This is a genomic window from Pedococcus sp. P2_D9, from assembly GCF_056404275.1.
Window position 1 is genome coordinate 81,417 of sequence record NZ_JBFUEI010000005.1, and the last position, 22,335, is coordinate 103,751.

The 22,335-nt window shown below is 70.6% G+C and carries 22 protein-coding genes and 1 riboswitch; of the genes, 8 read left to right on the forward strand and 14 right to left on the reverse strand.

Annotated elements, in window-relative coordinates; all coding sequences use genetic code 11:
* Window positions 1-61: 61 nt before the first annotated feature.
* From ftsL to mraZ, 3 genes are all read right to left on the reverse strand, one after another.
* Window positions 62-715, reverse strand: coding sequence for a cell division protein FtsL (gene ftsL, locus AC1DXJ_RS10515; protein WP_477613316.1), 654 nt, complete (start codon window positions 713-715; stop codon window positions 62-64).
* Window positions 712-1,704 (reverse strand): 16S rRNA (cytosine(1402)-N(4))-methyltransferase RsmH, encoded by a 993-nt coding sequence (rsmH, locus tag AC1DXJ_RS10520; RefSeq protein ID WP_477613317.1) that lies wholly within the window; start codon window positions 1,702-1,704, stop codon window positions 712-714. The genes ftsL and rsmH overlap by 4 nt, the downstream gene beginning before the upstream one ends.
* Window positions 1,705-1,930: 226 nt before the next feature.
* Window positions 1,931-2,362, reverse strand: coding sequence for a division/cell wall cluster transcriptional repressor MraZ (gene mraZ, locus AC1DXJ_RS10525; RefSeq protein ID WP_477613318.1), 432 nt, complete (start codon window positions 2,360-2,362; stop codon window positions 1,931-1,933).
* Window positions 2,363-2,747: 385 nt separating this feature from the next.
* Here mraZ and AC1DXJ_RS10530 point away from each other — a divergent pair, with 385 nt between their 5' ends.
* The 3 genes from AC1DXJ_RS10530 to AC1DXJ_RS10540 are packed head-to-tail and all read left to right on the forward strand — an operon-like array spanning window position 2,748 to window position 7,458.
* Window positions 2,748-3,812 (forward strand): AAA family ATPase, encoded by a 1,065-nt coding sequence (locus AC1DXJ_RS10530; protein WP_477613319.1) that lies wholly within the window; start codon window positions 2,748-2,750, stop codon window positions 3,810-3,812.
* Window positions 3,813-3,820: 8 nt separating this feature from the next.
* Window positions 3,821-5,083, forward strand: coding sequence for a DUF58 domain-containing protein (locus AC1DXJ_RS10535; RefSeq protein ID WP_477613320.1), 1,263 nt, complete (start codon window positions 3,821-3,823; stop codon window positions 5,081-5,083).
* On the forward strand, window positions 5,080-7,458 hold the full coding sequence (locus AC1DXJ_RS10540) for a transglutaminase TgpA family protein (RefSeq protein ID WP_477613321.1): 2,379 nt from the start codon (window positions 5,080-5,082) through the stop codon (window positions 7,456-7,458). Before AC1DXJ_RS10535 ends, AC1DXJ_RS10540 begins: the two co-directional genes overlap by 4 nt.
* 64 nt (window positions 7,459-7,522) lie before the next feature.
* On the opposite strand, the gene AC1DXJ_RS10545 is transcribed toward AC1DXJ_RS10540, so the two are convergent.
* From AC1DXJ_RS10545 to AC1DXJ_RS10590, 10 genes are all read right to left on the reverse strand, one after another.
* On the reverse strand, window positions 7,523-8,287 hold the full coding sequence (locus tag AC1DXJ_RS10545; protein ID WP_477613322.1) for an ABC transporter permease: 765 nt from the start codon (window positions 8,285-8,287) through the stop codon (window positions 7,523-7,525).
* Between the two features lie 9 nt (window positions 8,288-8,296).
* Complete coding sequence (locus tag AC1DXJ_RS10550) at window positions 8,297-9,055, reverse strand: ABC transporter ATP-binding protein (protein ID WP_477613323.1); 759 nt, start codon at window positions 9,053-9,055, stop codon at window positions 8,297-8,299.
* Window positions 9,052-9,435 carry a DUF1048 domain-containing protein gene (locus AC1DXJ_RS10555; protein WP_477613324.1) on the reverse strand — a complete coding sequence of 128 codons (384 nt, stop codon included), beginning with the start codon at window positions 9,433-9,435 and terminating at the stop codon, window positions 9,052-9,054. The genes AC1DXJ_RS10550 and AC1DXJ_RS10555 overlap by 4 nt, the downstream gene beginning before the upstream one ends.
* 2 nt (window positions 9,436-9,437) lie before the next feature.
* Window positions 9,438-9,791, reverse strand: coding sequence for a PadR family transcriptional regulator (locus AC1DXJ_RS10560; RefSeq protein ID WP_477613325.1), 354 nt, complete (start codon window positions 9,789-9,791; stop codon window positions 9,438-9,440).
* 162 nt (window positions 9,792-9,953) lie between these two features.
* Window positions 9,954-11,618 carry an RNA polymerase sigma factor gene (locus AC1DXJ_RS10565; protein WP_477636915.1) on the reverse strand — a complete coding sequence of 555 codons (1,665 nt, stop codon included), beginning with the start codon at window positions 11,616-11,618 and terminating at the stop codon, window positions 9,954-9,956.
* A 249-nt stretch (window positions 11,619-11,867) separates the two neighbouring features.
* Window positions 11,868-12,269, reverse strand: coding sequence for a universal stress protein (locus tag AC1DXJ_RS10570; RefSeq protein ID WP_477613327.1), 402 nt, complete (start codon window positions 12,267-12,269; stop codon window positions 11,868-11,870).
* A 109-nt stretch (window positions 12,270-12,378) separates the two neighbouring features.
* Complete coding sequence (metX, locus tag AC1DXJ_RS10575; RefSeq protein WP_477636916.1) at window positions 12,379-13,515, reverse strand: homoserine O-acetyltransferase MetX; 1,137 nt, start codon at window positions 13,513-13,515, stop codon at window positions 12,379-12,381.
* A gap of 17 nt (window positions 13,516-13,532) precedes the next feature.
* A riboswitch (SAM riboswitch) is annotated at window positions 13,533-13,643 on the reverse strand.
* A 92-nt stretch (window positions 13,644-13,735) separates the two neighbouring features.
* Window positions 13,736-14,818, reverse strand: a complete 1,083-nt coding sequence (locus AC1DXJ_RS10580; protein WP_477613329.1) for a DUF4192 domain-containing protein — start codon at window positions 14,816-14,818, stop codon at window positions 13,736-13,738.
* 178 nt (window positions 14,819-14,996) lie between these two features.
* Window positions 14,997-15,368, reverse strand: a complete 372-nt coding sequence (locus tag AC1DXJ_RS10585; protein ID WP_477613330.1) for a YkvA family protein — start codon at window positions 15,366-15,368, stop codon at window positions 14,997-14,999.
* A gap of 131 nt (window positions 15,369-15,499) precedes the next feature.
* Window positions 15,500-16,216 carry an EcsC family protein gene (locus AC1DXJ_RS10590; RefSeq protein ID WP_477613331.1) on the reverse strand — a complete coding sequence of 239 codons (717 nt, stop codon included), beginning with the start codon at window positions 16,214-16,216 and terminating at the stop codon, window positions 15,500-15,502.
* Window positions 16,217-16,300: 84 nt separating this feature from the next.
* Here AC1DXJ_RS10590 and AC1DXJ_RS10595 point away from each other — a divergent pair, with 84 nt between their 5' ends.
* From AC1DXJ_RS10595 to AC1DXJ_RS10610, 4 genes are all read left to right on the forward strand, one after another.
* Complete coding sequence (locus tag AC1DXJ_RS10595; protein WP_477613332.1) at window positions 16,301-17,215, forward strand: sulfurtransferase; 915 nt, start codon at window positions 16,301-16,303, stop codon at window positions 17,213-17,215.
* 53 nt (window positions 17,216-17,268) lie between these two features.
* Window positions 17,269-17,703, forward strand: coding sequence for a SufE family protein (locus tag AC1DXJ_RS10600; protein ID WP_477613439.1), 435 nt, complete (start codon window positions 17,269-17,271; stop codon window positions 17,701-17,703).
* Window positions 17,704-17,853: 150 nt separating this feature from the next.
* Complete coding sequence (locus tag AC1DXJ_RS10605; RefSeq protein ID WP_477613333.1) at window positions 17,854-19,581, forward strand: DNA polymerase; 1,728 nt, start codon at window positions 17,854-17,856, stop codon at window positions 19,579-19,581.
* A gap of 58 nt (window positions 19,582-19,639) precedes the next feature.
* Window positions 19,640-20,443, forward strand: a complete 804-nt coding sequence (locus AC1DXJ_RS10610) for a DUF1206 domain-containing protein (RefSeq protein WP_477613334.1) — start codon at window positions 19,640-19,642, stop codon at window positions 20,441-20,443.
* Between the two features lie 13 nt (window positions 20,444-20,456).
* Here the strand turns inward: AC1DXJ_RS10610 and AC1DXJ_RS10615 are convergent, their stop codons facing one another.
* The gene (locus tag AC1DXJ_RS10615; protein WP_477613335.1) at window positions 20,457-21,392 is read right to left on the reverse strand and encodes a PAC2 family protein; all 936 of its coding nucleotides are present in this window, start codon (window positions 21,390-21,392) and stop codon (window positions 20,457-20,459) included.
* A gap of 266 nt (window positions 21,393-21,658) precedes the next feature.
* Between AC1DXJ_RS10615 and AC1DXJ_RS10620 the strand changes: the two genes are divergently transcribed.
* Window positions 21,659-22,306 carry a TetR-like C-terminal domain-containing protein gene (locus AC1DXJ_RS10620; RefSeq protein WP_477613336.1) on the forward strand — a complete coding sequence of 216 codons (648 nt, stop codon included), beginning with the start codon at window positions 21,659-21,661 and terminating at the stop codon, window positions 22,304-22,306.
* Window positions 22,307-22,335 lie beyond the last annotated feature (29 nt).

Sequence of the window (22,335 nt, forward strand, 5' to 3'; positions counted from 1 at the left end):
GTCCTGTCCTGGGGTCGTCTGGTGGTGCTGGTTGAGTCGTGGTGCTGGTCGAGTCGTGGTGTCAGCGGCCGGGGGTGGGCGTGGTGGCCGGCTTCTTCGCCGGGGCCTTGGTCTTCGTCGTGCTCGTCGTGGTGGTGGTCCTGGCGTTGACGCTGGTCACCGTGGTCACGACCGAGCCGTCGGGCTTGGTGACCACCACGGTCGTCGTCGTCACATCCCCCTTCTTCGTGACGGTCGTCGCCGGACTGCTGCTCCTGGCCGGACCGGACTTCGCCGACGGCGCCTGTGGAGCTGTCACCACGGTAAAGCCGCCGTCCTTCGCCGCCGGCTTCGCCACGCCGAGGACCTTGCCGTCCGAGAGGCGGAGGAACGCGGCAGAGTCGGCCGGGACCATGCCGAGCCGGGTGGCCCGGGCTGCGAGGTTGGCCGGGCTGCGCTGGGCATCGATGGCCTGCGTCAGGGCGTCCTGGGTGTCGGCGAGCTCACCCGAGGTCGACTGGAGGTTGTGCAGGGTGAACGACCCCTCGGCCATGGCGGTGTTGAGCATGAGCAGGCCGAACAGCCCCGCGCAGAGCAGGGTCATGCACAGCGCGGCAAAGAAGCCGTTGCCCGGGTGCCCGACGGCCGCGGGAACCACCCTCAGGGGCTGCGGGGGCGCGACCCTCCTGGCGGGTGCCCGAGATGCGACCCTCGCGGTCGCAGTCTGCTGGCTCATCGGTTGTTTCCCTTCGTGGTGGCGACAGTGGGTCGGGTGCGCTCGGCGGCGCGCAGGCGCACCGAGGCGGATCGGGGGTTGGCGGCCTGCTCAGCGGGGCTGGCCTCCTCGGCGCCGCGGGTGAGCAGGCGCAGGTATGCCGCGTGCTCGGGCAGCTCGACCGGCAGGCCCTGGGGGCTGCTCCCCTTGGCACCGGCCGAGAGCTCGCGCTTGGTGATGCGGTCCTCGAGCGAGTGGTAGGACAGGACTGCGATGCGGCCACCGACGGCCAGGGCGTCGATCGCCCGCGGGAGGGCGTCGGCCCACACCGAGAGCTCGGCGTTGACCTCGATGCGCAGGGCCTGGAAGGTGCGCTTGCCCGGGTGGCCGCCGCTCTTCTGGGAGGCCGCCGGGACGACCTTCTTCAGCAGCTCGACGAGCCGACCCGATGTGGTGAACGGTGCCTGCTCACGTTCGCGGACGATGGCGCCGACGATCTTGCGGGCGAACCGCTCCTCACCGAACTCGCGCAGCACCGTCTCGAGCGCTGCCGGGTCGTAGGTGTTGAGCACCTCGGCGGCGGTCAGGCCTGTGGACTGGTCCATGCGCATGTCCAGCGGGGCGTCCTGGCTGTAGGAGAAGCCGCGGTCGGTCTCGTCGAGCTGGAGCGAGGAGACGCCCAGGTCGTAGAGGGAGGCGTCCACGTGGTCGACCCCGGCCTCGGCGAGGGCCCGCGGCACCTCGTCGTAGACGGCGTGGACGAAGGTGACCTGCGCGGCATACGGAGTAAGGCGTTCGGCGGCCAGCGCGAGCGCCTCCTGGTCGCGGTCGATGCCCACGACGTGCGCGTTCGGACAGCGCTCGAGGATCGCCTGTGCGTGCCCGCCCATCCCGAGGGTGCCGTCGAGGTACACCGCTCCGGGCTCCGTGAGGGCCGGGGCGAGCAGTTCGACGATGCGGTCGCGGAGCACAGGAATGTGCCGGTCTGCGGCCATTCCTCGTGCGTTCATCGACATCTCCTGCGGGACGGTGCTGGTGGTGCGGTGGGATCGTGCTGGGTGCTGCGGTGTTGGTGCTGGTGCTGGTGCTGGTGGTGGTTGCTGTGGTGGTGCGGAGGCCCTGCGGTCAGGTCCCCATCCGCTTCAAGGGATGCGGCCCGGGGCGGGGGAAGTCGTCCCGGGATGCGAAGCGGCTGGAGACCTGGCTGCAGGGGCCGACGGTCAGCGAGCTCGGGGATCAGAGGAGTCCGGGGATGACCTCCTCGGACTGGTCGGAGAAGCCCTGTTCGGTGCTCTCGAGGTAGGTGTTCCAGCTGTCGGTGTCCCAGACCTCGACCCGGGAACCCGCACCGATGACGGTGCACTCGCGGGTCAGGCCGGCGTAGGCCCGCAGGTTGGCGGGGATCGTGACGCGACCCTGCTTGTCGGGCACCTCGTCCGAGGCGCCGGACAGGAAGACGCGGGTGAAGTCACGGACGGCCTTGCTCGTGGTCGGCGCGGCCTGCATCTGCTGGGTGACCTTGAGGAACTCGTCCATCGGGAAGACGTAGAGGCACCGCTCCTGGCCCCGGGTCACCACCAGGCCGTCGGACATCCGCTCGCGGAACTTCGCGGGGAGGAAGAGGCGGCCCTTGTCGTCGAGTCGGGGGCTGTGCGTACCGAGAAACATCGCGCCCACCTCCCCTGCCGACCCGTCCGAGGACCCCACGGCCCTCTGGTTTCCCCCACTTTACTCCACGATCGGCCACCACTACCTCACTTTCCCCACAATTTGCGAGGCAATCACGATATTTCTGCAGGTCAGGTCGGTGGTGGAAAGTGGTGCGGATCTGACAGCACATCGGCGAATTGGCCCTCCCGGGCACCCCCGTGCACCCCCGACCACCCGGACCACGGGGCAGCGTGAGCTCGGGGACACCGATCCGGCGGCTGCGCGGCGCCGAACGACCCCCTGCAGCCGCCACGAGAGGTCACGAGACGGCATACCCCCTTCTTTGGTGGTGCGATGTGGGGGAAGATCGATCGACCACCCGGAGGGGCGCAACGTGGCGGCCATGGGGACGACGGAAGGACAGCCGGTGCAAGGCAGGCACGAGGACCAGGCAAGGCCAACACCCGTGGGCACGACCAAGCCCGACACGTTGCTCTCGCTCCCCGCGGGGTCCCCCGCGTCACTGGGGCAGGTCACCGAGGTCGCCGGACGTCTCGCCCGCGCCATCAACACGGTGATCGAGGGCAAGCCGGACGTCGTGCACACCGCCATCACCGTCCTGCTCGCCGAGGGACACCTGCTCCTCGAGGACGTCCCCGGCGTCGGCAAGACGATGCTCGCCAAGACGCTCGCGCGGTCGATCGACTGCTCCGTCCGACGGGTGCAGTTCACCCCCGACCTGCTGCCGAGCGACATCACTGGCGTGAGTGTGTTCAACCAGGACGTGCGCGACTTCGAGTTCCGTCCGGGCGCGATCTTCGCGAACGTCGTCGTGGGCGACGAGATCAACCGCGCCTCGCCCAAGACGCAGTCGGCCCTGCTGGAGTCGATGGAAGAGGGACAGGTCACGGTCGACGGCCAGACCTACGACCTCCCCAAGCCGTTCATCGTGATGGCCACCCAGAACCCCATCGAGATGGAGGGGACCTATCCACTGCCCGAGGCCCAGCGTGACCGCTTCATGGCGCGCATCTCCCTCGGCTACCCCTCGGCGCGCGCCGAGGTGGCGATGCTCGACAGCCACGGACAGGTGTCTCCGCTGGAGACGCTCAGCCCGGTCACCGACGCCGCCACCGTCTCGGCCATGGTCCGGGCGGTCCGCTCGGTCTTCACCAGCGACGCCATCAAGCAGTACGTCGTCGACCTGTCAGCGGCCACCCGGTCCAGCTCGGCGCTGCGGCTGGGCGCCTCCCCGCGGGCCAGCCTGCACATGCTGCGCGCTGCCCGCGCCCACGCGGCACTGGAGGGCCGCGACCACGTGCTGCCCGACGACGTGCAGGCCATCGTGCTCCCGGTCCTCGCCCACCGCATCATCCCCACCGGCGAGACGCAGCTGGCCCGGCGCAGCACCGGTGAGGTGTTGCAGGACCTCATGCGCCGAGTGCCCGTCCCCGCTGCCGGTCGCTGAGGCGCGCCGTGCGTCGGGTTCGCGACCTGCTCACCACCCGCGGGCGAGCGTTCGTCGCCGCGGGAGTCACGTTGGTGCTGTGCGGAACTGGGCTCGGTTTCACCGACCTCACCCGCATCGGGGTGCTGCTCGTGGCGTTGCCCCTCCTGAGTGGGCTGCTCATGCGGCGCCACGACCTGCGGTTCGCCTTGGAGCGCACCGCCGTGCCGGGTCGGATCCAGGTCGACGAGCAGTCCCTGGTCACGCTCGGCATCGAGAACGCCGGGGGCGCCGCCAGTCCCCTGCTGATGGCCGAGGAGCAGCTGGACTACGCCCTCGGTGACCGGCCGCGGTTCGTCGTGCCGAGGCTGCGCCGTGGCGACCGCCAGGAGGTGCACTACTCGGTGCGATCGCACGTCCGGGGCCGCCACCGCCTCGGACCCCTCGGCGTCCGCCTGCGCGATCCCTTCGGCCTGAGCACCAGGGTTGCCGCGATCTCCGGATCCAGCGACATCCTCGTCCTGCCCAAGATCGTCCCGCTCGGAGGCGGCCAGCCCCCGGGCAGCGGAGTGGGCGCCGAGGGCGCGATCCCGCACATGGTCGCCCTCCACGGCGAGGACGACGTCTCCATCCGTTCCTACCGAGATGGCGACGACCTGCGCCGCATCCACTGGCCGGCGACGGCCAAGACGGGCGAGCTGATGGTCCGTCAGGAGGACCGCCCCGCGCGCCGGCGTGCAGCGATCGTGCTCGACTCCCGCGCCCGTGGCCACCACGGCTCGGGCACCTCGGGCTCGTTCGAGTGGGCCGTGACCGCGTGCGCCTCCGTGGCCGCCCACCTCCTCGACCAGGGGTATGCCGTGCACCTCATCAGCGACGAGACCGCCGAGGACAGCCGAGCGGCCACCGCGATGGAGGTCGACCCGCTCCTGGACGTGCTGGCCATGGCCGAGACCGGGTCGGACGACCAGTTCGCCGACGTGTTGCAGGCCGCCCACCCGGTGACGGCGCCCGGCGGACTCATCCTCGCCGTGGTGACCGACCTCGACGAGGAGCTGGCCCGCCGTGTTGCCTCACTGCGCCAGCCCGGCGGTACGGCCCTGGCCATCGTGCTGGACCCGGACGGGTTCACCACGACGCGGCGCAGCCGGGCAGGGACCGCCGACGAGCTCACCTGTGTACCAGTGCTGCGCGGCGCGGGGTGGGCCGTGGCTGTCGTGGGCGCCGGCGACGACCTCCCCTCCGTGTGGGGCGTCCTGTCCGGCACGACGAGCCGGGTGGGTGTGGCATGAGCCGCGGTCGCATTGCGGACTCCGTGATCGCCGGAGCCGCCTCCGCCGTGGTCGCCTGGCCGCTCACCACCTTGTTCACGCCCAACACGTGGATCCGCCCGATGCTGGCCATGGGCTTCGCGGTGGTCGTCATCGGGATCGTCTTCCGGATGGTCACCAGCTCCTGGGTCGCCATCGCCGCCGCCCAGCTCGCCGGGGTCGTCCTCGCCGCGGCCTGGGTCTTCGGCCGCGGCCACCTCTGGCACGGGCTGCCCACCCCTGACATGGTGCTGGCCTTCAACAACCTCCTCGTCGATGCTCGCGAGACGATCCAGAACTATGCCGCACCCGCCCCCACCAACCGCGGAATCACCTTGGCCATCGGCCTCGCGATCGGCGTCGTGGCCATGGTCGTCGACCACCTGGCCGTGATGCGTCGCTCCCCCGCACTGGCCGGTCTTCCGCTGCTCACCGCCTACCTGATCTCCGCCTCCAACTCGGGCGACTCCCTGCACCCGATGTTCTTCGTCGCGGCCGGTGGGCTGTGGCTGCTCATGCTCGGACGCCAGGGCATCGCCTCGCTGCGACGGTGGAGCACCACCGTGCCGATGAGCACCACGGGCACGCGCAACTCCGACGACCGCGACGGCGCCTACGGGTATGCCGCGGTGGGCCGGACCCTGGCCGTCGCGGGGCTGGCGGCAGCCATCGTCGTTCCCGTGGTCATCCCCCACTTCCCGACGCGTTACCTCATCGACGGCCTGGGCCGGTCCAGCGGGGCCACCGGTTTCAGCGACGGTCAGATCGGCCTCAAGTCGACCCTCGACCTCACCAAGAGCCTCACCAGCCCGTCCAAGGCACCGGTTCTGAGCTACACCACCAACGCCGCGATCCTGACGCCGCTGCGCGTCGGGGTGCTCGACACCTACATCGCCGACAACTGGCGACCTGACCCCGACGACGTCGACTACGGCCGTCGCACCACCCTCGATCCGCCACCCGACCTGGCCCCCGAGGTCCCGCGGGAGACCTACCGCGTGTCCGTCGAGAACTCCCGGATCGAGGCGCCCCAGATCGCCGCGCCGACGCCGCTGGTGTCCGCCGACCTCGGCCGCGCGACCTGGGGCCTGGACCGCAACACCTCGGTCGCCACGGTCACCCGGGCCGTGCGGTCCTACAGCTTCTCCTACCTCGCACTGAACCCGACGCAGGAGTCGCTGGCCCAGAGCCGGCAAGGGGCCAGCGGCAGCTTCCTGCGGGACGACCTGCAGGTCGACCCGGCCTCGCAGGAGATCGTCAGCCAGCTCGTCAGCGACATCGTCCCGCAGAACGCCTCACGCATCGAGGCCGCGCGCGCAATCCAGAAGTACCTCCGAGCGGACGGGGGCTTCAGCTACTCCCTCAAGCTGCCGACCACGGTCAAGGACGCGTCCGGCCAGGAGGTGCGGCCCGATGCCATCACCCTCTTCCTGAAGTCGAAGGTCGGCTACTGCGTGCAGTTCGCCACGGCCATGGTCATGATGGCCCGCGAAGCCGGGATCCCGGCCCGCATGGCGATCGGGTTCCTGCCGGGCACCGCCGACCGCGGCACCTACACGGTGCGCTCGTCCGACGCGCACGCCTGGCCCGAGCTCTTCTTCGACCGCATCGGCTGGCTTCGGTTCGAACCGACCCCCTCGGGCACGCAGAACACCGTCGCCCCGTCCTACTCGCTCGCCCCCACGACCCCCGGCAGCGGCAACGCCGCCACCAACACCGCCACGGGTGGTGCGACGGGGAGCCCCACCCGCCCCGGCGACCGCAACGACCCGGGTGCCACGGACCCGGCCAACACCAACGGCAGCGGCTCCGACTTCGGCGGCTGGTTCGGATCGCGCACCCGGACCACCGCGCTGTGGATCGTGCTCGGACTGCTCGGCGGGGTCCTCGGGTCGCTCGCCGTGCCACTCGCCGCCCGTGGTCGGCTGCGCCGCCGGCTGCGGCACGCGCCCGACGAGTCGACCCGCGTCGAGATCGAGTGGCAGGCCATGATCGAACGGATCGGCGACCTCGGCGTGATCCCTCCACGGGGCAGCACCCCGCGTCAGGCCGGTCGCTTCTACCAGCGCGAGGCCTACCTCGAGGGGGAGCAGACGGAGGCACTCAACCGGGTGGTCACCGGCGTGGAACGCTCGCGCTACGCCCCTCCCGGGGCGACCATCTCCGACATCCGTGCCGACACCCACACCGTGGTCAAGGCAGTCTCCGGTGTGCGCAGACGCAAGGACCGGCTCCGCGCTGCCTGGTGGCCCACCGACGGCCTGATCGAGTGGCGCGAGCGCCGTGCCGCCGTAGGACGCCTCCTACGCCGACCCGTGGATCGCATCCAGGACTGGCGCGCCGAACGTCGGGGCTAGGCGAACGTCTGGGCTGGGCGAGCGTCCCGGCCAGGGCGAACGAGAGGACTGACGAGGTCAGGACTCACCCGGCGATCTTGCGGCGATAGGTGAGCATGGCGAACGTGAAGGCGACCACGAGGATGGCGACGCACCAGGCGAGGGCGACCCACAGGTCGGTGCCCACCTGCTGCTGGGCGAACAGGTCCCGGATGGCGTTGACGATGGAGGTCACGGGCTGGTGCTCGGCGAAGGCGCGCACGGGGCCGGGCATGGTGTCGGTGGGCACGAACGCCGAGCTGATGAACGGCAGGAAGATGAGCGGGTAGGAGAACGCACTCGCCCCGTCCGCGGAGGTCGCCGAGAGGCCGGGGATGACGGCGATCCAGGTCAGCGCCAGGGTGAAGAGCACCAGGATCCCGGCGACCCCGAGCCACGCCAGCACACCCGCCCCCGAGCGGAAGCCCATCAGGAGTGCGACGAGCACGACCACCACCACCGAGACCAGGTTGGCGACCAGCGAGGTCAGCACGTGCGCCCACAGCACGGACGACCTCGCGATCGGCATGGACTGGAACCGTTCGAAGATGCCGCCGGACATGTCGAGGAAGAGCCGGAACGCGGTGTAGGCGATCCCCGAGGCGATGGTGATGAGCAGGATGCCAGGCAGCAGGTAGTTGACGTACGAGTCAGACCCTGACGCGATCGCGCCACCGAACACGTAGACGAACAGCAGCATGAAGGCGATCGGCATGACCGTGGTGGTGATGATCGTGTCCAGGCTGCGCGTGATGTGGCGCAGGGACCGGCCCAGCAGGACGGTCGTGTCGCCGAAGAAGTGCGTGGTCATCGGTGCTCCTCAGTGGTTCGTGCCGACGAGGGCGAAGAAGACGTCCTCGAGGGTGGGTTGCTTCTCGACGTACTCGACCGTGGCCGGCGGCAGCAGCTGCTTGAGCTCGGCGAGGGTGCCGTTCACGATGATCCGGCCCTCGTGGAGGATCGCGAGCCGGTCGGCGAGCTGTTCGGCCTCGTCGAGGTACTGCGTCGTGAGCAGCACCGTCGTGCCGTGCGCGGCGAGCTCCTTGACGGCCTGCCAGACCTCGATGCGCGCCTGGGGGTCGAGCCCGGTCGTCGGCTCGTCCAGGAAGACGACCGGCGGACTCCCGATGAGGCTCATGGCGAGGTCGAGACGGCGGCGCATGCCGCCCGAGTACGTCGACACCCTCCGACTCGCCGCGTCGGTCAGTGCGAACCGTTCGAGCAGCCTGGCTGCGACCACGCCGGGGTCCTCGAGGTGCCGCAGCCGTGCGACGAGGACGAGGTTCTCCCGTCCGGTGAGGATCTCGTCGACGGCGGCGAACTGTCCGGTCAGGCTGATGGACTCACGCACCCGGGCCGGGTGGGTGCCCACGTCCTCGCCGTCGATGACAGCCGTCCCCGCGTCGGCCTTGAGCAGCGTGGCGAGGATGCGCACGACCGTGGTCTTGCCCGCCCCGTTCGCCCCGAGCAGGGCGAAGATGGTTCCCGTCTCCACCTCGAAGTCGACACCTCGGAGCACCTCCAGGTCCTTGTACGACTTCTCGAGGCCCCGCACCTGGATGGCAGCGTCGGTCGTCATCGGTCCTCACCTCCCTTGGCGTCACCTTCCTGGGCGTCGTCGATCGCCTTGGTGAGGCGGGCGCGCTCCTTGTCGATCCACCGGGTGCCGGTGTAGGCCTGCGCGAACGCCTCGGCGAAGTCGACGGGGTCCTCGCCCACGATGGCCCGCACAGGGGTTCCGTCGGCAGCGGCCCGGTCCCAGAGGTCCGCGAGGTCTCCCAGCATCGTGACGGCGATGGTGCCGTCCGTGATGCCCCCGTAGTACATGAGGTACCGCTGCACGGCCTTGGCCGCAGCGCCGTACGGTTCCGGCAACGCGTCGATGCGGGCCTTGTACGCCCGGTACTGCTTCTTCTGCTCCCACGAGCCGGTGACGGTCTCGATCCACTTGGCTGCCATGCCTACTTATCTCCTTCGTCCGGGCTCTGGGCGTTCTCACTGCGGAGCTGGTTGAGACGTTCGGTGAGGAAGCTCCAGGTCCTCCAGAACTCTTCGAGGTGCTCGCGCCCCTGCGCGTTGAGCGAGTACACCTTGCGCGGCGGGCCCTTCTCGGACGGGACCTTCTCCACGTCGACCAGGCCGCGCTGCTCGATCCTGACCAGCAGCGCGTAGACGGTGCCCTCGGCGATGTCGGAGAAGCCCTGGTCGCGCAGCCAGGCGGTGATCTCGTAGCCGTACGCCCGCCGAGCGAGAAGGATGGCCAGGACGATCCCCTCCAGCGTCCCCTTGAGCATCTCGGTCTCCTGCTTGCCCATGGAACCTCCCTTCGCTACTCAGTGTTAATGACTACCGGTAGATAGTAACACTGAGTAGCGGCGTCAGCGCAAGCCCCGACGACAGGCGGGAACGACGAACGCCCCCCGAGTCTCGGAGGGCGTTCGTGTGGAGAGGTATGCCGGCCAGCGCCGGACCGCGCGTCAGTCCAGGTAGTCGCGCAGCACTTGGGACCGGCTCGGGTGGCGCAGCTTGCTCATCGTCTTGGACTCGATCTGACGGATCCGCTCACGGGTCACGCCGTAGACCTTGCCGATCTCGTCGAGCGTCTTCGGCTGGCCGTCGGTGAGCCCGAAGCGCATCGAGACGACACCGGCCTCCCGCTCGGACAGGGTGTCGAGCACCGAGTGGAGCTGCTCCTGCAGCAGCGTGAAGCTGACCGCGTCGGCCGGGACGACGGCCTCGGAGTCCTCGATGAGGTCACCGAACTCGCTGTCACCGTCCTCACCGAGGGGGGTGTGCAGGGAGATGGGCTCGCGACCGTACTTCTGGACCTCGACGACCTTCTCCGGGGTCATGTCGAGCTCCTTGGCGAGCTCCTCCGGGGTGGGCTCGCGCCCGAGGTCCTGGAGCATCTGGCGCTGCACGCGGGCCAGCTTGTTGATGACCTCGACCATGTGGACCGGGATGCGGATGGTGCGGGCCTGGTCAGCCATGGCGCGGGTGATCGCCTGGCGGATCCACCACGTCGCGTAGGTCGAGAACTTGTAGCCCTTGGTGTAGTCGAACTTCTCCACCGCACGGATCAGGCCGAGGTTGCCTTCCTGGATCAGGTCCAGGAAGAGCATGCCGCGACCGGTATAGCGCTTGGCGAGCGACACCACGAGGCGCAGGTTGGCCTCGAGCAGGTGGTTCTTGGCCTTCTTGCCGTCCTGGGCGATCCACCACAGCTCACGCTTGAGCTTCATCTCGATCTTGTCGCCCGAGTTGAGCCGCTCCTCGGCGAACAGCCCGGCCTCGATGCGCTTGGCGAGCTCGACCTCCTGCTCGGCGTTGAGCAGGGCGACCTTGCCGATCTGCTTGAGGTAGTCCTTGACCGGGTCGGCGGTGGCACCGGCGGTGACGACCTGCTGGACAGGAGCGTCGTCCTCGTCGTCATCGCGCAGGACGAAGCCGGAACCCTCGTCCTCGTCGTCCTTCTTCTCGTCCTCGGTGTCGTCCTCGACGACGACGTCCTCGAGCTCGGACTCGACCACGTCGGTGGGCTCTGCCGGCACCGCCTCGTCGTCGCCGTTGCCGGCCGCGTCAGCCGCCGTGGCAGTAGCGTCCGTGGCCTCGGTCTTGGCTGCCGACTTCGTGGTCGCGGCCTTCTTCGTGGCCGGGGCTGCCTCGCCCGCGGCTGCGGCGGCGGCCTTCTTCGTCGTGGTCGCCTTCGCCGGCGCCGTCTTGCTGGTCGCAGCCTTCGCGGTCGCAGTCTTGACGGGGGTGTCCTTCGCCGACTCGGCCTTCGGCGACGCAGCCTTGGCCGTCGACTTGGCGGCAGGTGCGGCAGTCTTGACTGCCGTCTTGGCGGCCGCCTTCTTGGCCGGCGCGGTCGTCGTCTTCTTGCGGGTGCTCGTCGCAGCCACCGCGCGTGAGGCGGTGGCCGAGTCGAGGGTCACGTGGATGCCCTGCTCGTCCAGGGAACGCAGCACAGCCTTCATCCGCGTGGGTGCGATCTCGGCCCCCTCCAGGGCATCACGCAACTGACCACTGTCGACCGAGCCGTTGGTGCGGCCCTGCTTGAGCAGCTTCTGCAGTGCGGGGTGGGAGAACTCGGGGGGAAGAGACGGTGCGGGGCTCGCAGCCTTCTTGGACACAGGCGACACGGACTACCTTTCGTCGCGGACTCGCGGCACGGCGCACGTCATCACAGCCATGCTTGAGGATGTCTGTGACAACAACAGCGGGAGTGGAAGTATTGCCGAGATCGGCTGGGCTGGACCCTGACGAGATCTCGTTGATGACATTGTAAAACGAGTTGCCCGCAGATCACGCATCGGCACACTGCCGACACGGCGCGATGTCCCGCTGGACAGCCATGGAGAGCCGTGCCGGACCGGTGCAGACCGGTCGCCTCAGGCGTCGGCCTTGACGGCCAGGACGGGGCACGACGCGTCGAGCAGGATGCGCTGGGCGTTCGAGCCCAGGATGAGCTTGCCGACGGGGGTGCGACGACGCAGGCCGATGACGATGAACTCCGCGTGCTCCTCCTCGGCCACTGCGATCAGGTCCTCGGCCGGCTCGTTGCCCCGGACGAGCTGACGCACCTCGTGCTCCAGCCCCTCCTCGTCCAGCTCGCCCTGGATGCGGGAGAGGTCGGCATCGAAACGGTTCGCCTCCTCACTGTCGAAGTCTCGGCCACCGCGCTGGGAGTTGATGACGATCAGCTTGGACTTGCGTAGCAGCGCCTCGTCCGCGGCCCGGCGCAGAGCCGCCCGCCCTTCCTTCGTCGGCACATATCCCACAACGATGGCCACAGGGACCTCCTACGTTCAGTTGACCGAGTAGCGGTGCGACCGGGTGGTGGACCCGGGGCACACCAGGCGACGGCAGCCGCTGGGCCCGACCGTACCGGAAATCCCCCCGTCAGGCAGGGCCTGCGAGAACCCGGGCCACGATCTGCCCGACCTGCTCGATCTCGATGAGGAACCCGTCGTGGCCGTAGTCGGAGTGCACGGTGTGCAGCTGGGCCGCCGGGACGGCGTCGGCGATCTCTCGGGACAGCCGCGGCGGGTAGAGCCGGTCCGAGTCGACGGCGACCACCGCCACCTGAGCGGAGATCCTGGCGAGCGCCGCGGCGACTCCCCCACGGCCTCGTCCGACGTCGTGGGAGTTCATCGCCTCGGTGAGGACGACGTAGGAGTTGGCATCGAATCGTCCGGCCAGCTTGCCGGCGTGGTGGTCGAGGTAGGACTCGACGGCATAGCGGCCGTGACCGCCCAACGGGTCCTCCGCCTCCTGCGGCTCGCGACCGAAGCGCTCGTGCAGCTCGAGCTCGCTGCGATAGGTGACGTGCGCGATCCGCCGCGCGATCCCGAGCCCGGTCTCGGGACCGGGGCCGCGCTCGTAGTAGTCGCCGCCGTGGAAGTCGCCGTCCGCGCGGATCGCCAACAGCTGCGCCTGACACCAGCCGATCTGCTCCGCCGTGGCGTATGCCGTGCTGGCCAGCACGATGGCCATCGCGACCCGTTCGGGGTGGGTCACCGCCCACTCGAGGACCCGCATCCCGCCCATCGAGCCACCCAGGATGGCGTGCCAGCGGTCGATGCCGAGGACGTCGGCGAGCAGGGCCTCGGTCTGCACCTGGTCACGCACGGTGACGAAGGGGAAGCGGCTCCCCCACGGGGCACCGTCGATGGCCGGCGAGGACGGGCCGGTGCTCCCCTGGCAGCCGCCCAGGACGTTGGCGGCAACGACGAAGTAGCGGTCGGTGTCGAGCGGCCGACCGGGGCCGATCAGCCCGTCCCACCAGCCCGGCGTCGGATGACCAGGACCGGTCGGTCCCTCGACATGGCTGTCACCGGTGAGGGCGTGCTCGACGAGGATGGCGTTGTCACCCGCGGCGCTGAGCTCACCCCAGGTCTCGTAGGCCACCCGCACCCCGGGAAGGACGCCACCGCGCTCGAGCTCGACCGCGCCGAGGTCGACGAACTGGCGTCGACCGACCGGGTCACCGTCGCGCCAGGCACCTGACGTCGCTCGTGGTGGGGAGGTCGTGGTCATCGAAACTGCTCCTGTGGCGCTCGCGCTTGCCGCCCAGGTCAGGGTCGGCCGGGTCTTCACCCGGGGCACCCCACCGCGAGGAGGGTTGCCGCCCAGCAAGCCGGGGCTTGGTGCTGGGACTCATGACCTGGCGACCATCATACGAGGAGGCCGTCGGCGTGTCCGCGGCGTCCGCACGATGGACGCGTCGTCCCCGCCGAGCTGCGCGCGAGCACTTGGGTCAGCCCGACCGCAGCTCGGCCGCGCGCTGCGCGCCGTGGCTGCCGGGACGCACGCCGAGGTCGAGCATGCGCTCGAGCAGCTGCGCCAGCCGGTAGTCGGGGCGCGCCCGGAGCGCCCGGTCCACGCAGGTCCGGGCCAACGCGCCGTCGCCCTGCCACCAGGCACAGTTGGCGAGCACGGTGAGCGCCGGAGCCGCGTGGTCGTCGGGGACCGACCTGACCAGGGACTGCAACCTCGCCAGGAGACGGCGACCGGCCCCGGCCGACGGCCCTGCCCCCGGGCTGCGGTGCCAGGTGGGAGCCGGCAGCGTGCAGCGCAAGGCGTCGACGAGGTCCGGCGACAGGGAGTCCAGGGGCAGGGCACCAGGGCACAGCCAGGCCACGAGTCCGTCGCGCAGCGCGAGGTCCTCCAGGCTGCGCACGAGCAGGCAGACCTCGGCGGGCCCGAGCTCTGCGACCTCGGGCGCGCCACCGGTCACGTCGCACACCACCGACCAGCGCGACAGCGCCTCGAGCCGACGGGCAGCATCGAGGCGTCCCGACTCGGGCTCCGAGCCGCTACCCAGCTCTGCTGCCACCGCCTCGGCGAGGACTGGGTCCGCGGCGACGAGGTCCGCGATCGCGGACCTACCCGGGAGGGGCGCGATCTCGAGCCCGACGTACTCGGCCACGGCGGGGGTGTCGGCCGCCTCCGGGACCGGCGCGCCCTCGGCCGGACAGCATCCGTCGGCGCAGTCGATGGCGAACCAGCGCCCGTCGCGGACGACGAGTCGGTCCAGGACCTCGAGGTCGGCCTCGGTCGCCAGGCGACGCACGGCGTCCAGACCGGGCCGGCTCGAACCCGCCGCCGTCTCGTAGCCGACGAGCATGACCGCCTCGGGCCGGTCCTGCAGCAGCGGAGCCACGAGGACGCGGCCGACCTGCTCCGCGTCCTGGGGTGGTGGCAGGTCGATCCGCTCGATCAACCCGACGCTGCGACCGTGGAGGGCGACCAGCACGATCGAGTCCTGGGGGTGGTAGCCGAGCTGGTAGGGCAGCACGGCGACGACATCGGCCGGGCCGCGCAGTCTGATCTGGCTCATGGGCCAACGCTGGCCTCCCGGGGGCCTTCGGGTCAGGGGCCGGAGCCAGCCCTGTGGACAGGCGCACCCACGCCGACGGGGTGGGGCTGCTCCGCGCCGCCACGGCGCAGCAATGGCGTCCTCACGGCCCGCCACGCCCTCGACACACCCCGACCGAGCGGATGAGGACGTGCTGGAGTCAGCGGACGACGTCGCCCTCGACGGTCTCGTGCGCCCTCGCCGGCGTGGTGCGCTCCCAGGCCAGGAACGACTCGGTCTCGTTGACGACGGTCGCCGCGATCCACGACACCACCACCGCGTCGTCGGCGAGGCCGAAGACGGACAGCGCCAGCTCGGGGATCAGGTCGATGGGCGACACGACGTAGGCCACCGCGCCGAGAACCATCAGGAGCCGACCGCGGGTGGTCCCGGCATACTCGCCGCGAAAGGTGGCCCGGAACAGCCGGGGCAGGCTCATCAGGCGTTCACCCAGCGCGGGCGATCCCGGACGGGTCGCGGTGCGGACTGCGGTGGCGATGGTGCGCAGGGCACCGAAGCGGGTCATGGCCATGGTCAGACTCCCGTTGTTCGAAGGCGCAGGCTCCGGGCACCACGATGGCCCGGACACGGTTCAAACGACCTGGGTGCCCCGGTGATTCCCGGCGCTCCCCCAGCCTGCGTCCAACCGGCGCAGCACGCCACTCAGAAGCCAGTGGCCCTGGGCGGGAACTCGTGACGCGCGTGGTCGGCGATCTTCTTGAGCAGGTAGCTGTCGAGGCCCGCGCCGACGACACCGCCGATGACGGGCACGCCCTTGCCGAACCGGCTCAGCGTCTTCTTCCCAGCGGTCGACAGCAGCCGGAAGCCGACCGCCTTGTTGACCACCATCAACGCAGGCCCGGGCAGCCGCTGGGCCGCGAGGTTGGCGAGTCGGCCGGTCGAGGCCACACCTGCCTTCTTGAGCAGGTCGTCCGCGTCGGCTCCCACGAGGGTGAGCAGCACCGCCGACCGGATCTCGGGTCGCTTGATGTCGTAGCCGCGCAGGGACGCGATCGCGGCCACCATCCGGGTCGCCACGACGTAGAACTCGACGACGTTGGCGGGGAGCGCCACGGGCAGCGTGACGAACCCACCGAGTCCGGTGACGAAACCACCGGCGGCCGCGAGCCTGAGGTGACCTCGGACCACGGCGTCGACGGCCTCCTCGGCTCCTGGCTTCTCGGCCCGCCGGACGTCGGCGACCTTCTGCGCCGAGTCGAACGGACCCTTGCCGTCGATGCCGACGTCGAGCAGGCTCTCGATCAGGCCGGTCACGGCTCCGGAGAACATCCCCGAGTCCTCGCGGGGGGCCCTCGCCTGTTCGAGCGCCGAGGTCGGCTTCGCCTGCGCCTCGTCCTTGCCCATTCCGAGAAAGCCCACGTCAGCACCCCTCCGGGTTTGGTTTCGGTCGGTCGCCGCCATCCTGCCATGTGGCCCCGTGACCAGCGGGATTAGCCTTGGGACATGGTCGACACCGCTGACTCCCCCTCCGCCACCTTCACCCAGTACGCCCATCCCGAAAGGCTCGTCAGCACGCAGTGGCTGGCCGACCAGATCGAGGCCGGCGCCGTCGGCGGGCCCGACGGCATCGTCGTCCTGGAGTCCGACGAGGACGTGCTGCTCTACGACACGGGCCACATCCCGGGCTCGCTCAAGCTGGACTGGCACCAGGACCTCAACGACCCGGTGGTGCGCGACTACGTCGATGCCGAGCAGTTCGCTGCGGTCATGTCGGCCCGCGGTGTCGGCCGGGACACCACGGTCGTGATCTACGGCGACAAGAACAACTGGTGGGCCGCCTACGCGCTGTGGGTGATGAGCCTGTTCGGACACGAGGACGTGCGGCTGCTCGACGGCGGCCGTGCCAAGTGGGTGGCCGAGGGTCGCGAGCTGACCCGCGAGGTCCCCGCCGTGGGCAGCCTCGCCGGCGACGCGGCATACCCAGTGGTGGAGCGCGACGACGCGCCGATCCGCGCGTTCAAGGAGGACGTGCTCGCCCACCTCGGTGGGCCGCTGGTCGACGTGCGCTCCCCCGGCGAGTTCAGCGGCGAGCTGCTGCACATGCCGGACTACCCGCAGGAGGGCGCCATGCGCGGAGGACACATCCCCGGCGCCAAGTCGGTGCCGTGGGCGCGAGCGGCCAACGAGGACGGCACCTTCAAGTCGCGCGAGGACCTCGAGGCGATCTACCTCCAGGAACAGGGACTGTCGCCCAGCGATGCCACGATCGCCTACTGCCGCATCGGCGAGCGGTCGTCGCACACGTGGTTCGTCCTCACCCACCTGCTGGGTTTCGACGCCGTCCGCAACTACGACGGCTCGTGGACCGAGTGGGGCAACTCCGTCCGAGTGCCGGTCGAACAGGGTGCGTCGCAGTGACCAGTGCCGTGAGTGGCACAGCGTCCACCCAGCCGGCGCCCTTGCCTGCCGCGATGCAGGAGATCGCCGACGACTTCGCGGAGCTGCTTGCGCCGCAACGCCTCGAACTCCTGCTGGAGTTCAGTGAGGGACTGCCCGACCTCCCCGAGAGGTATGCCGGTCGGCTGGGTGAGATGGAGCAGGTCCACGAGTGCCAGTCCCCGATCTTCCTGGCGGTCGAGGTCGCCGAAGAGCCGCTCGACCAGCCCGGCGAGCGCGCGGTGCACCTGTTCTTCTCGGCGCCGGCCGAGGCACCGACCACGCGCGGGTTCGCGGGGATCCTCAGCGAAGGGCTCGACGGCCTGACCGCTGCCGAGGTGCTGGCGGTGCCGGAGGACGCGCCCTACCGGTTCTCCCTCGGCGAGGCGGTCTCCCCGCTGCGGCTGCGGGGCATGGTCGGGATGCTGAGCCGGATCAAGCGCCAGGTCGCCCTCAAGACCCACGCCTGACCCACCCCCACGCGTGGCCCCACCTTTATCGGGTGACCCGATAAAGGTGGGCTTCACCCCGGAACCGTTCCGCGGGGAAGCGGACCTTTGTCGGGTGAAGCAGCCGGGACCGACGGGATCGTCGGTCCCGGGTGCGAGGATGTGCCCGCCATGCCTGCTGCCCACGTCGCCTTCGTCGCCACAGCGGACGGTCGCGCCGCCATCGTGGGTGACCACGTCCAGCTGGTGGGCCGGGCAGACCAGCTCGTCACCCGGGCCTGCGAGCTGGAGGCGGCTGGGGACGTGCGGTGGGTCTGGTGGTCAGCCGGCGGCGATGCCTCAGCCCTCGTCGCGGCCGGGGTGCCGGTGAACCGCTGCTGGGACGTGGCCGAAGCCCACCGCCTGCTCGCGGGCGGGTGGGAGGCGACGCCCCAGGTGGCCTGGGCCGCGGCATACCGACTCGATCGTGCGGGCCTGCCGGCAGCGGCGCGCGGTGACCTCTTCGACTTCCACAGCACTGGACCCTCGTCGTCGGCGCCGGCCCGCGCACCGGGCACGGACGTCGGCGCGAGCTTGTCGGTGGTGCGGCCGGACGGCTACCTCGACCCCGACGCGGGCGCGGCCACGTGGGCGCCCGACGACGACGTGGTGGTGGCCTGGGGGCGCGCGGCCCTCGCTTGCGCAGGCGCTCAGGCGGCGGCCCTGGCGGAGGTGGGCCCACGATCGGTGGCGGCCGCCCACTCCGAGTCCGCGGCAGCGTTCCTGTGTGTCGAGCTCGCCCGCGACGGGCTGCCAGTCGACCGGGCGACCGCCGAGAGGATGATCGCGGAGGCCGCCGGCGCCCGCCCCGAGAGCGAGGCGGACGCGCGACGGATCCGCGCCGAACGCGACCTGCAGGTGCTGTCGCACACGCCTGGTCGCGAGTCCACGGATCTGCGAAACCCCTTGCAGGTCAAGGAGCTGCTCGCCTCCGTCGGGGTAGTCGTCCCCAACACGCGCAAGTGGGTCCTCGAGCCGTTCCGCGAGACCCACGCGGTCGTCGGAGCCCTCCTGGCGTGGCGCAAGGCCGAACGCATCGCGACCACCTACGGCTACCCCTGGCTCGACGCCCACGTGGGCCCGGACGACAGGCTCCGTGGCGGGTGGACCGCCTGCGACGGAGCCGCTGGACGGATGACCGCGCAGAACGGCCTCCACAACCTCCCGACCTCGCTGCGCCCAGCCGTGGCCGCCCATCCCGGTTACGTGTTCGTCCGCGCCGACCTCGGACAGATCGAACCGCGCGTCCTGGCCGCGGTCTCCGGCGACGAGGCCTTTGCGGCAGCGACCCGCGCCGACGACCTGTACGCGCCTGTGGCAGCCGCCCTCGGGGTCGAGCGTCCGGTGGCCAAGATCGCGGTGCTCGCCGCGATGTACGGCCAGCGCAGCGGCGCCGCCGGCGAGGCCCTCAAGGACCTCGAGCGCACCTACCCGGTCGCCATGGGCTACCTCGATGCCGCGTATGCCGCGGGGTTGCGACGCGAGCCGCTGCGCACCTTCGGTGGTCGGCTGATCCGGCTCGACGCGGTCCTGGCCGACGTGCCCGCCGAGGGCACCGCGGCCTACGACGCCGCGCGTGGACGGTTCGCCCGCAACGCCGTGATCCAGGGCAGCGCGGCCGAGCTGTTCAAGGCCTGGGCCGCCACCGTCAGGGTCACGACACGCGACCTCGGCGCCCAGATCGTGCTGTGCCTGCACGACGAGCTGCTCGTCCACGTCCCCGAGGAGAACGCCGCCGAGACCCGCGCCAGGCTCGAGCGCGCCCTGACCGACAGCGCCCGACGCTGGACGGGGTCGACGCAGGTGCGGTTCGTCGCCGACGCCTCGGTCATCCGGCGCTGGTCCGAGGCCAAGGACTGAGCCAGGGAGTACCGGCCCTTACTCCCTGACCTGCGGTGATGCGTGGTTAGGTGGTGCCATGGACCACCAGGACGTCAAGCAGGCCGCCTCCAGGGCCTCCGACCACCCCGCCCTCGAGGCCGCCGCACGCGTGGGTTACGCCACGAGTGGGCTGCTGCACCTGCTGATCGGCTGGATCACCCTCCAGGTGGCCTTCGGTGGCAACGGCGGCAAGAACGCAGACCAGAGCGGGGCGCTCGCGTCCCTCGCCGGCAACGGGGCAGGCAAGGCGGCGCTGTGGGTGGGGGTGGTCGGCTTCCTCGGCCTGGCCGTCTGGCAGCTCGCCGATGCCGTCGTGGGGCATCCCGGCGGCGACAAGGACGCGTGGGGTGGACGCGCCAAGGCCGCGGGCAAGGCGGTCGTCTACCTCGCTCTCGCCTGGTCGGCCTTCCAGTTCGCCCGCGGCAGGACCAGCGACAGCCGGAGCCAGAGCGTGGACTTCACCGCCAAGCTGCTCGACAAGCCCGGTGGACGCGCGCTCGTGGTCGCGATCGGGCTCGCGATCATCGCCGTCGGCGTCTACCACGTCCACAAGGGGTGGACGAAGAAGTTCCTCCAGGACCTCCAGGACCACCCCGGCACGTGGGCGACGCGCGCCGGGCGGATCGGCTACATCGCCAAGGGCGTTGCCCTCGTCATCGTCGGGTTCCTCTTCGCCGCTGCGGGCGTGCACAAGCAGGCGAAGGAGGCCACCGGCCTCGACGGCGCGCTCAAGTCGCTGCGCGACGAACCCTTCGGTCCTGCCCTGCTCGTCGTGATGGCGGTCGGGTTCGCGGCGTTCGGGCTCTACAGCTTCTCGCGCGCCAAGCACGCGAGGGTCTGAGCGGATCTACCGGTCAGCTCGGGTTGCCCTCGCCGGAGGCCTCGTCATCGGCGACGTCCCGCAGGAACTGCTCGAACTCGGCGCCGATCTCGTCCGCTGACGGCAGCTCGCTCACATCCGTGGCCAGCAGGCTCGGCTTCTGGCGACCCTCGCTGAAGGTGTCGTACTGGCGCTCCAGGGCGGCGATCACCTGCGACACCTCGTCGGACCCCTCGATCTCGCGGGCGATCTCGGCCCGGTTGAGGCCGGCCTGCGCGATGAGGTCGTCGATGGGCAGGTTGAGCCCGGTCGCGGCGGTGATCGCGTTGAGCGCGGTCACCGCGCCGTCGGCGAACTCTGCCTGGGCGAGGTAGTGCGGGACGTGCACCGCGAACCCGAGGGCGTCGTGGCCCGACTCCCCCAGCCTGAGCTCGAGCAGGGAGGACAGGCTCGCCGGCACCTCGACGCGACCGAACGGGTTGTCCTGCAAGGGAATCAGCCGCGGGTCGGTCGCGTGGGACGTGAGGCCGATGGGGCGGGTGTGCGGGACCGCCATCGGGATGCCGTGGGCGCTGACGACGAGGTTGACGCCGAGCAGCACCACGAGCTGTCGGACCGCCTCGGTCATCCGCTCCCACTGGAAGTCCGGCTCGGGTCCGGTCAGCAGGAGGAAGGGCGTGCCGTCCCGGTCGACGAGGCGGTGCAGCGCCAGGCACGGGTCGTCGTAGCTCATCCAGCGGTTGGAGTCGAAGACCATGGCGGGCCGACGACTGCGGTAGTCGACCATCTGGTCGGTGTCGAAGGACGCGACGACGGTGGACTCGCCGGAGCCGAGGAGGTGCTCGGTGAGGATCCGCTGCGTGTGGCCCGCGTCCATGAAGCCGCCGAGCGCGACGACCATGACCGACGCACGCAGCTCCTGCGGGTCGGTGTCGGTCTCGAAGTGGTAGAGCTCGGATGGGTTCAACACGGCTACTCCAGCGGTCGGTCCCAGGTGTCGCCTGGGCTCGTGGGGATGGTGGTTCTCGCCCGGGATGCTGGCGGGCGTCCCGGTCCACAGTGCCAACGCTCCAGCATGGCAGGGGATTCCGCGCCCCGCCTCCACCACCGGCGCGAGCTGCGTCATCGCCTCGATGTGACGCCCGTCACACTTGCCGAGTTTGTGGAATGGGTCGCCCGAGCCTAGAGTTTGATGAAACGAAACAGTTTCGTTCTATCCACGACGCGAGGAACCCCGTGACCCCCACCAGCACCGCCACCACGACCAGGGGAACTGCGGAGGCGCCCGAGCAGGCGCGCTCCCGCCCCCGGGTCGAGGGCGACCGCGAACGGGAGATCCTCGAGGCCGCGCTCGTGACCCTGGCCGACGTGGGGTACGACCGCCTCAACTTCGACGCGGTGGCCAGTGCGGCCAAGGCCTCGAAGGCCACGCTCTACCGCCGCTGGCCGTCGAAGGTCGACCTCGTGATCGACGCGCTCCAGCTGATGATCGGCGTCGAGGCCGACCGCTACCCCGACACCGGCTCCCTGCGTGGCGACCTCATCGCCCAGGCCTGTGCCAAGGGCGGCCTCGGTGAGGACCTCCCCCTGCAGGTCTTCGCCGCACTGCTCGGGTCCCTGCACCGCGACCCCGAGCTGCGCGACGCCATCATGACCCGCCTGATGGCTCCCAAGATGGCGGTCACCCTCAAGACGTTCCGCGCCGCTCAGCAGCGCGGGGAGATCGGCAAGGACGCCGATCTGGAACTGCTGGCGCGACTGCTGCCGGCGATCACCATCCACGAGGCCATGCTGTCGGGCTCCCACCCGTCGCAGGAGCGCCTCATCGCCTTGGTGGACAGCGTCGTCCTCCCCGCCTGCGCCGCGACGTTGCAGCGCGACTGACCCACCACGCCTCACCACACCACCAGCCA

What these genes read in the sequence shown, in the direction of transcription:
- ftsL (WP_477613316.1), bottom strand. Translation starts at nt 715, where the DNA reads ATGAGCCAGCAGACTGCGACCGCGAGGGTCGCATCTCGGGCACCCGCC.
- rsmH (WP_477613317.1), bottom strand. Translation starts at nt 1,704, where the DNA reads ATGAACGCACGAGGAATGGCCGCAGACCGGCACATTCCTGTGCTCCGC.
- mraZ (WP_477613318.1), bottom strand. Translation starts at nt 2,362, where the DNA reads ATGTTTCTCGGTACGCACAGCCCCCGACTCGACGACAAGGGCCGCCTC.
- AC1DXJ_RS10530 (WP_477613319.1), top strand. Translation starts at nt 2,748, where the DNA reads ATGGGGACGACGGAAGGACAGCCGGTGCAAGGCAGGCACGAGGACCAG.
- AC1DXJ_RS10540 (WP_477613321.1), top strand. Translation starts at nt 5,080, where the DNA reads ATGAGCCGCGGTCGCATTGCGGACTCCGTGATCGCCGGAGCCGCCTCC.
- AC1DXJ_RS10545 (WP_477613322.1), bottom strand. Translation starts at nt 8,287, where the DNA reads ATGACCACGCACTTCTTCGGCGACACGACCGTCCTGCTGGGCCGGTCC.
- AC1DXJ_RS10550 (WP_477613323.1), bottom strand. Translation starts at nt 9,055, where the DNA reads ATGACGACCGACGCTGCCATCCAGGTGCGGGGCCTCGAGAAGTCGTAC.
- AC1DXJ_RS10555 (WP_477613324.1), bottom strand. Translation starts at nt 9,435, where the DNA reads ATGGCAGCCAAGTGGATCGAGACCGTCACCGGCTCGTGGGAGCAGAAG.
- AC1DXJ_RS10560 (WP_477613325.1), bottom strand. Translation starts at nt 9,791, where the DNA reads ATGGGCAAGCAGGAGACCGAGATGCTCAAGGGGACGCTGGAGGGGATC.
- metX (WP_477636916.1), bottom strand. Translation starts at nt 13,515, where the DNA reads ATGACCACGACCTCCCCACCACGAGCGACGTCAGGTGCCTGGCGCGAC.
- AC1DXJ_RS10580 (WP_477613329.1), bottom strand. Translation starts at nt 14,818, where the DNA reads ATGAGCCAGATCAGACTGCGCGGCCCGGCCGATGTCGTCGCCGTGCTG.
- AC1DXJ_RS10585 (WP_477613330.1), bottom strand. Translation starts at nt 15,368, where the DNA reads ATGGCCATGACCCGCTTCGGTGCCCTGCGCACCATCGCCACCGCAGTC.
- AC1DXJ_RS10595 (WP_477613332.1), top strand. Translation starts at nt 16,301, where the DNA reads ATGGTCGACACCGCTGACTCCCCCTCCGCCACCTTCACCCAGTACGCC.
- AC1DXJ_RS10600 (WP_477613439.1), top strand. Translation starts at nt 17,269, where the DNA reads ATGCAGGAGATCGCCGACGACTTCGCGGAGCTGCTTGCGCCGCAACGC.
- AC1DXJ_RS10605 (WP_477613333.1), top strand. Translation starts at nt 17,854, where the DNA reads ATGCCTGCTGCCCACGTCGCCTTCGTCGCCACAGCGGACGGTCGCGCC.
- AC1DXJ_RS10610 (WP_477613334.1), top strand. Translation starts at nt 19,640, where the DNA reads ATGGACCACCAGGACGTCAAGCAGGCCGCCTCCAGGGCCTCCGACCAC.